This is a genomic window from Micromonospora sp. S4605 (assembly GCF_003176715.1).
GTDB lineage: Bacteria > Actinomycetota > Actinomycetes > Mycobacteriales > Micromonosporaceae > Micromonospora > Micromonospora echinaurantiaca.
This window is the reverse complement of record NZ_QGSW01000168.1, coordinates 21,967-28,684: the sequence shown is the minus strand read 5'-3', so window position 1 is coordinate 28,684 and position 6,718 is coordinate 21,967. Positions and strand designations below refer to the sequence as shown.

The window sequence follows — 6,718 nt, the reverse complement described above, 5'->3', positions numbered from 1 at the left end:
CCCCCGCACCACCCGGCGCCGGCGGCTCCCCCACCACTCGCACCGGAAGGGCAGACCCGTGTCGAGACGACACCTGGCGATCCTCACCGCGGCCGTGCTGGCCGCCGCCTCGCTGACCGCCTGCGGCGGCGGCGGCGACTCCTCCTCCTCGGGCGGCGCGAAGACGCTCACCTACTGGGCCAGCAACCAGGGCGCCAGCCTGGAGGCCGACAAGCAGATCCTCCAGCCCGAGCTGGACAGGTTCGAGCAGCAGACCGGCATCAAGGTCAACGTCGAGGTGGTGCCCTGGTCTGACCTGCTCAACCGGCTGCTCGCCGCCGCCACCTCCGGCCAGGGCCCGGACGTGGTCAACATCGGCAACACCTGGTCGGCCTCGTTGCAGGCCACCGGCGCACTGGTGGAGTTCGACGACGCCACGCTGGCCAAGGTCGGCGGCAAGGACCGGTTCGTCCCGGCCGCGCTGGCCGCCGCCGGCGCCCCCGGCAAGCCGCCCGCGGCGGTGCCGCTCTACAGCCTCGCCTACGCCCTCTACTACAACAAGAAGGCGTTCGTCGACGCCGGCATCACCAGCCCGCCGACCACCTGGGAGCAGGTGGCCGAGGCCGGCCGGAAACTCACCGGCGGCGGCAGGTGGGGCCTCGCGGTCGAAGGCGCCAACCCGTCGGAGAACGCCCACCACGCCTTCACCTTCAGCCAGCAGTACGGCGGCGAGTGGTTCGACTCGGCCGGCAAGCCGACCTTCGACACCCCGCAGAACGTCGCCGCGGTGAAGCGCTACGTCGACCTGATGGCCGCCGACAAGATCGTCAACCCGAGCAACGCCGAGTACGCGCAGAACCAGTCCGTCTCCGACTTCGCCAACGGCAAGGCCGCGATGCTGCTCTGGCAGGCCGCCGGATCGAACCTGAAGTCGCAGAACATGGCCCCGGACGCGTACGGGATCGCCCCGGTGCCGTTCCTGGCCGCCCCGCCGGCCGGTGGCAAGAAGGTCAACAGCATGGTGGCCGGGATCAACATGGCGGTGTTCAAGCACACGAAGAACCGGGACGCCGCGCTGGAGTTCGTCAAGTTCATGACCAGCGACGCCGAGCAGGTGACGCTCAACAAGACGTACGGCTCACTGCCCCCGGTCAAGACCGTGGCCGGCGACCCGGCGTTCGCCGCCCCGGAGCAGAAGGTGCTCCAGGAGACCCTCGCCAGCACAGCCGCGCCGCTGCCGCAGGTGCCCGAGGAGAGCACCTTCGAGACGCTGGTCGGCACCGCCATCAAGGAGCTGTTCGCCGACGCGGCCAGCGGCAAGCCGGTCACCGAGGACAGCGTCCGGCAGAAGTTGACCCAGGCCCAGCAGCAGATGCGCTGACGACGCGCCGACGACGCGCTGCCCGCCGGACCGGTGGCCGTGGGAGGGACGCCGACCCTCCCACGGCCACCCAGCGAGAGGACCCCGATGGCAACCAGCACCACCCCCCGGGACGTCGCCGCGCCCGACCGGCCGGCCCGGGGCGGCAAGCCGGGCCGGAGCCGCCTCCGGCGGCCCCGCCGGTCGCTCCTGCCGTACCTGCTGCTCGCCCCGGCCATCGTGCTGGAGCTGGCGATCCACGTGGTGCCGATGCTCGTCGGCGCGTGGATGAGCCTGCTGGAGCTGACCCAGTTCCACATCCGCGACTGGTCGACCGCGCCCTTCGTCGGCCTGGAGAACTACCGGGTGGTGCTCGACTTCGACTCCGCCGCCGGGGCCGAACTGCTGCACTCGTTCTGGGTGACCGTGCTCTACACGGTCGCCTCGGTCGGGCTCTCCTGGGTGCTCGGCACCACCGCGGCGGTGCTGCTGCAACGGCCGTTCCGCGGCCGGGGCGTGCTGCGCGCGCTCTTCCTCACCCCGTACGCGCTGCCGGTCTACACCGCGGTGATCACCTGGAGCTTCCTGTTCCAGCGGGACACCGGCCTGGTCAACCACGTCCTGGTCGATCAGCTGCACCTGTTCGGCGAGAAGCCGTTCTGGCTGATCGGCGGGAACAGCTTCGTCGCGCTGCTGATCGTGTCGGTCTGGCGCTCCTGGCCGTTCGCCTTCCTGTGCATCATGGCCGGCCTGCAGAACATCCCCGGCGACCTGTACGAGGCCGCCGCCATGGACGGGGCCGGCTTCTGGCGGCGGCTGCGCTCGGTGACCCTGCCCATGCTGCGGCCGGTGAACCTGGTCCTGCTGCTGGTGCTGTTCCTGTGGACCTTCAACGACTTCAACACCCCGTACGTGCTCTTCGGCGGCTCCGCCCCGGAGCAGGCGGACCTGATCTCGATCCACATCTACCGCAGCTCCTTCAAGACCTGGGACTTCGGCTCCGGCTCGGCGATGTCGGTGGCGCTGCTGCTGTTCCTGCTCGTGGTCACCGCCGGGTACCTGCTGATCACCAACCGCCGGAGGAACGATGCGTGAGACCGTCGCCGAGCGCTGGGCCCGCCGGATCGTGCTGACCCTGCTCGCGATCTTCGTCCTGGTGCCGCTGTACGTGATGGTCAGCTCGGCGATCAAGCCGCTGCAGGACGTGCAGAACGCGTTCACCTGGTGGCCGCGGCGCCCGACGTTGCAGGCGTTTGTGGACATGTGGTCCACCGTGCCGCTCGGCCGCTACCTGGTGAACAGCCTGGTCGTCGCCAGCGTGGCGGCGGTCTTCTCGGTCACCGTGGCGATCTTCGCGGCGTTCGCGGTGAGCCGCTACCGGTTCCGCGGCCGGAGCCTGTTCTCGGTGACCGTGCTGTCGACCCAGATGTTCCCCGGGATCCTGTTCCTGCTGCCGCTCTTCCTGATCTACGTCAACCTCGGCAACGCCACCGGCCTCCAGCTGTACGCCAGCCGGACCGGCCTGATCATCACGTACCTGACCTTCTCGCTGCCGTTCTCGATCTGGATGCTGGTCGGCTACTTCGACTCCATCCCGCGCGGGCTGGACGAGGCCGCCCAGGTCGACGGGGCCGGGCCGCTGCGCACCCTGTTCCAGGTGGTGCTGCCGGCGGCGGTGCCCGGCGTGGTCGCGGTGACCGTGTACGCGTTCATGACCGCCTGGGGCGAGGTGCTCTTCGCCTCGGTGATGACCGACGAGTCCAGCCGCACGCTGGCGGTCGGTCTGCAGGGCTACTCCACCCAGTTCAACGTCTACTGGAACCAGATCATGGCGGCGTCGCTGGTGGTCAGCGTCCCGGTCGTCGCCGGTTTCCTGGCGTTGCAGCGCTACTTCGTCGCCGGCCTGACCGCCGGCGCGGTCAAGTAGGACCACGTCCACCGCTGTCCGAAGGAGAACCGAGAAGTGCCGGACCTGTCCAACCTGCCGCCCGACTTCCTCTGGGGCGTCGCCACCTCGGCGTACCAGATCGAGGGCGCCGTCGACACCGACGGTCGGGCACCGTCCATCTGGGACACCTTCTGCCGGCTGCCCGGGGCCGTCGACAACGGCGACACCGGGGCCGTCGCCTGCGACCACTACCACCGCTGGCCGGAGGACGTGGCGTTGATGCGGCGGCTCGGCGTCGACGCGTACCGGTTCTCGGTGGCCTGGCCGCGGGTGCGCCCGGACGGCGTCGGCGCGGTGAACCCGAAGGGGCTGGACTTCTACGACCGGCTGGTCGACGCGCTGCTGACCGCCGGGATCCGACCGTTCGTCACGCTCTACCACTGGGACCTGCCGCAGGCGCTCCAGGACCGGGGCGGCTGGCCGGAGCGGTCCACCGCCGAGGCGTTCGCCGACTACGCGGCGGTGGTGGCCGCCCGGCTCGGCGACCGGGTGGCCGACTGGACCACCGTCAACGAGCCGCTCTGCGTGTGCTGGATCGGGCACCTGGAGGGGCGGATGGCCCCGGGTGAGCGGGACCTGGGCCGGGCGGTCCGCGCCGCGCACCACGTGCTGCTCGGGCACGGCCTGGCCACCCGGGCGATCCGGGCGAACGCCGCCCGCCCGGCGTCGATCGGGCTGGTGCTCAACCTCAGCCCGATCGAGCCGGCCACCGACCGGCCGGCGGACGTCGCGGCGGCCCGCCGGATGGACGGCCACGTCAACCGCTGGTGGCTGGACCCGGTGCACGGCCGCGGCTATCCCGCCGACATGCTGGCCACCTACGGGGTGGAGCCGCCGGTACGCGGCGACGACCTGGCGGTGATCGCCACCCCGACCGACTTCCTCGGCGTCAACTACTACTTCCGGCAGGTGGTGGTGGACGACCCGGCCGGCCCGCCGCCGTACGCCCGGCAGGTGCCGGTTCCCGGCTCGGTGGAGACCGCGATGGGTTGGGAGCTGTACCCGGCCGGGCTGGAGCAGCTGCTGGTCGCGGTGCACGAGGAGTACCGGCCGGCGAAGATCGTCGTCACCGAGAGCGGCTCGGCCTGGCCGGGCGACGAGGTCACCCCGGACGGCACCGTGGAGGACAAGGAGCGCACCGACCACCTGGAGCAGCACCTGGCCGCCTGTGCCGGGGCGGTCGGCCGGGGCGTCCCGCTCGCCGGCTACTTCGTCTGGTCGCTGCTGGACAACTTCGAGTGGGCGTACGGCTACGACAAGCGGTTCGGCCTGGTGCACGTGGACTACCCGACCCAGCGGCGGACGGTCAAGGCGAGCGGTCACCGCTACGCCGAGCTGATCCGCGCCCACCAGCGGCGCGCCGGAGCGGCGGAGGCCGTCGCCCCGGTGGCCGGATAGCGGGCCGACGGGGCCCGGGAACCCTGGGTGCCGCACCGGGCGGCACCCAGGGCCCCGTCCGGGTGGTCGGCCGCGGATGCCCGCCGGCGCCGCCCGAACGGCGGTAGCGTCCCCCCGTGGCCGCGACGGAGCAGGACCCGACGGGCGGCTCCAACCTGGCCGAGATCGACCGGATGAAGGCGTTCAGCGACGGCGTCTTCGCGATCGTCATCACCCTCCTCGTGCTGGAGCTGCGCGTCCCGTCGTACGAGCCGGGCGAGCTGCTGACCGCGCTGCTGCACGAGGGCTCCGCCTATCTCGCCTTCGTGATCTCCTTCGGTTACGTCGGCGTTCTCTGGCTCAACCACCACGCGCTGCTGCGGCTGCTGCGCGGCACCAATCCGGCCCTGAACTGGATCAACCTGGCGATCCTGTTCGGCGTGGTGATCATCCCGTTTCCGACCGCGGTGCTCGCCTCGGCGTTCACCGACCACGGCGACCGGCACGACCGGCAGGCGGCGGTGGCTCTCTACGCGCTCGCCGCGGCGCTGATGTCGCTGCCGTGGCTGGTGGTCTTCGGCTACCTGCGGCGGCGGCCGGAGGTGTACGCGACCGGCGTCGACCACGCCTACGTGCGAGCTCAGGCGCGGCGGCCGATCACCGGCCTGGTCCTCTACGGTCTGGCCGGGCTGCTCGGCTGGCTCGTGGACCCGATGGTCGGGCTCGTCGCCATCATCGTCATGATCATCTATCACGCCGTCACCAGCGAGGGAATCCGGCGCCGGCGCTCGCCGGCTCGCCGGCCGGGTTGATCCGGCCGGCGGGCCGGGCCCGACCCGCCGGTCACCTATGCGTCCTCGCTTAAATAAGCGTGCACTGATATAAAGGCCTGGTGCATGCCTTCGATGTGCTCGGCGATCCGGTGCGGCGCCGGATCCTCGAACTGCTCGCCGGCGGCGAGATGCCCGCCGGCGGGCTCTCCGACGTGATCCGCGCCGAGTTCGGCATCTCCCAACCGGCCGTCTCCCAGCACCTGAAGGTGCTGCGGGACAACGGCTTCACCACCGTGCGACCGGAGGGGACCCGCCGGCTCTACGCCGTGGACCCGGCGCCGCTGCGCGAGGTCGACGACTGGCTCGGTCACTTCCGCCGGTTCTGGACCCCGCCGCTTCAGGCGCTCGCCACCGAGCTCGCCCGGGGCAAGCGCGAACGGCGGCTGCGCGAGCAGCGCGCCGACGCTCCCGACGACAGGAGAGAATCATGATCGAAGCGACCAGCCAGCTCAACGCCGTGCGCCGCCAGGTGGGCCAGCGGACGCTGGAGGCCGGCGAGGCCCGGGTGGCGACCATCAGCCAGACCTACGACGCGCCGCTGGAGGACGTCTGGGACGCCTGCACCAACCCCGAGCGCATCCCCCGGTGGTTCCTGCCGGTCAGCGGCGACCTGCGCCTGCACGGCCGCTACCAGTTGGAGGGCAACGCCTCCGGCGTCGTCGAGCGCTGCGACCCACCGAAGAGCTTCGCCGCCACCTGGGAGATGATGGGCGAGGTGAGCTGGATCGAGGTCCGGCTGACCCCGACCGGCGACGGTCGCACCCGGTTCGAGCTGGAGCACATCGCGCACGTCGACCAGGAGCGCTGGGACCAGTTCGGCCCCGGCGCGGTCGGGGTGGGCTGGGACCTGGCCCTGCTCGGCCTGGCCACCCACCTGGCCGACGACGGCAGCGGGGTCAGCCCCGAGCAGAGCGAGACCTGGAGCGCCTCCCCGGAGGGCCGGGCGTTCATGTCGACGGCCAGCGACCGGTGGGGGGAGGCGAGCATCGCCGCCGGCACCGACCCCGCGGCGGCCCGAGCCGCCGCCGGGCGTACCACGGCCTTCTACACCGGCACCCCGGAGAGCTGACCCCGGCCGCCCGAATCCGCCTGATACCGCAGGGTCATATTGATGACTCTGCGGTATCACGCCCGTCCGAGCATCCTTCCCCGCATCGGGACGCCGGGGCGGTGGGCCGCGCGGCTTCGCCCCGGGAATCCCCGCGCCGCCCGTCCGAGGGC

General features: G+C 71.7%; 7 protein-coding genes. All 7 read left to right on the top strand.

Translation table 11 applies throughout. From position 1 onward, the window contains the following. Nucleotides 1–58: 58 nt before the first annotated feature. A complete protein-coding gene (locus DLJ47_RS12435; protein WP_109900187.1) occupies nucleotides 59–1,360 on the top strand; it encodes an ABC transporter substrate-binding protein in 1,302 nt (433 codons plus the stop codon). An 87-nt stretch (nucleotides 1,361–1,447) separates the two neighbouring features. Then, nucleotides 1,448–2,434, top strand: a complete 987-nt coding sequence (locus DLJ47_RS12430) for a carbohydrate ABC transporter permease (protein ID WP_109900186.1) — start codon at nucleotides 1,448–1,450, stop codon at nucleotides 2,432–2,434. Beyond that, the gene (locus tag DLJ47_RS12425; RefSeq protein WP_109900185.1) at nucleotides 2,427–3,266 is read left to right on the top strand and encodes a carbohydrate ABC transporter permease; all 840 of its coding nucleotides are present in this window, start codon (nucleotides 2,427–2,429) and stop codon (nucleotides 3,264–3,266) included. The genes DLJ47_RS12430 and DLJ47_RS12425 overlap by 8 nt, the downstream gene beginning before the upstream one ends. Nucleotides 3,267–3,302: 36 nt before the next feature. After that, on the top strand, nucleotides 3,303–4,685 hold the full coding sequence (locus DLJ47_RS12420; RefSeq protein ID WP_109900184.1) for a GH1 family beta-glucosidase: 1,383 nt from the start codon (nucleotides 3,303–3,305) through the stop codon (nucleotides 4,683–4,685). A 116-nt stretch (nucleotides 4,686–4,801) separates the two neighbouring features. Next, nucleotides 4,802–5,476 (top strand): TMEM175 family protein, encoded by a 675-nt coding sequence (locus DLJ47_RS12415; RefSeq protein WP_109900183.1) that lies wholly within the window; start codon nucleotides 4,802–4,804, stop codon nucleotides 5,474–5,476. 80 nt (nucleotides 5,477–5,556) lie between these two features. Then, nucleotides 5,557–5,928, top strand: coding sequence for an ArsR/SmtB family transcription factor (locus tag DLJ47_RS12410; protein ID WP_109900182.1), 372 nt, complete (start codon nucleotides 5,557–5,559; stop codon nucleotides 5,926–5,928). After that, nucleotides 5,925–6,566 (top strand): SRPBCC family protein, encoded by a 642-nt coding sequence (locus DLJ47_RS12405; protein ID WP_109900181.1) that lies wholly within the window; start codon nucleotides 5,925–5,927, stop codon nucleotides 6,564–6,566. The genes DLJ47_RS12410 and DLJ47_RS12405 overlap by 4 nt, the downstream gene beginning before the upstream one ends. Nucleotides 6,567–6,718: the final 152 nt, after the last annotated feature.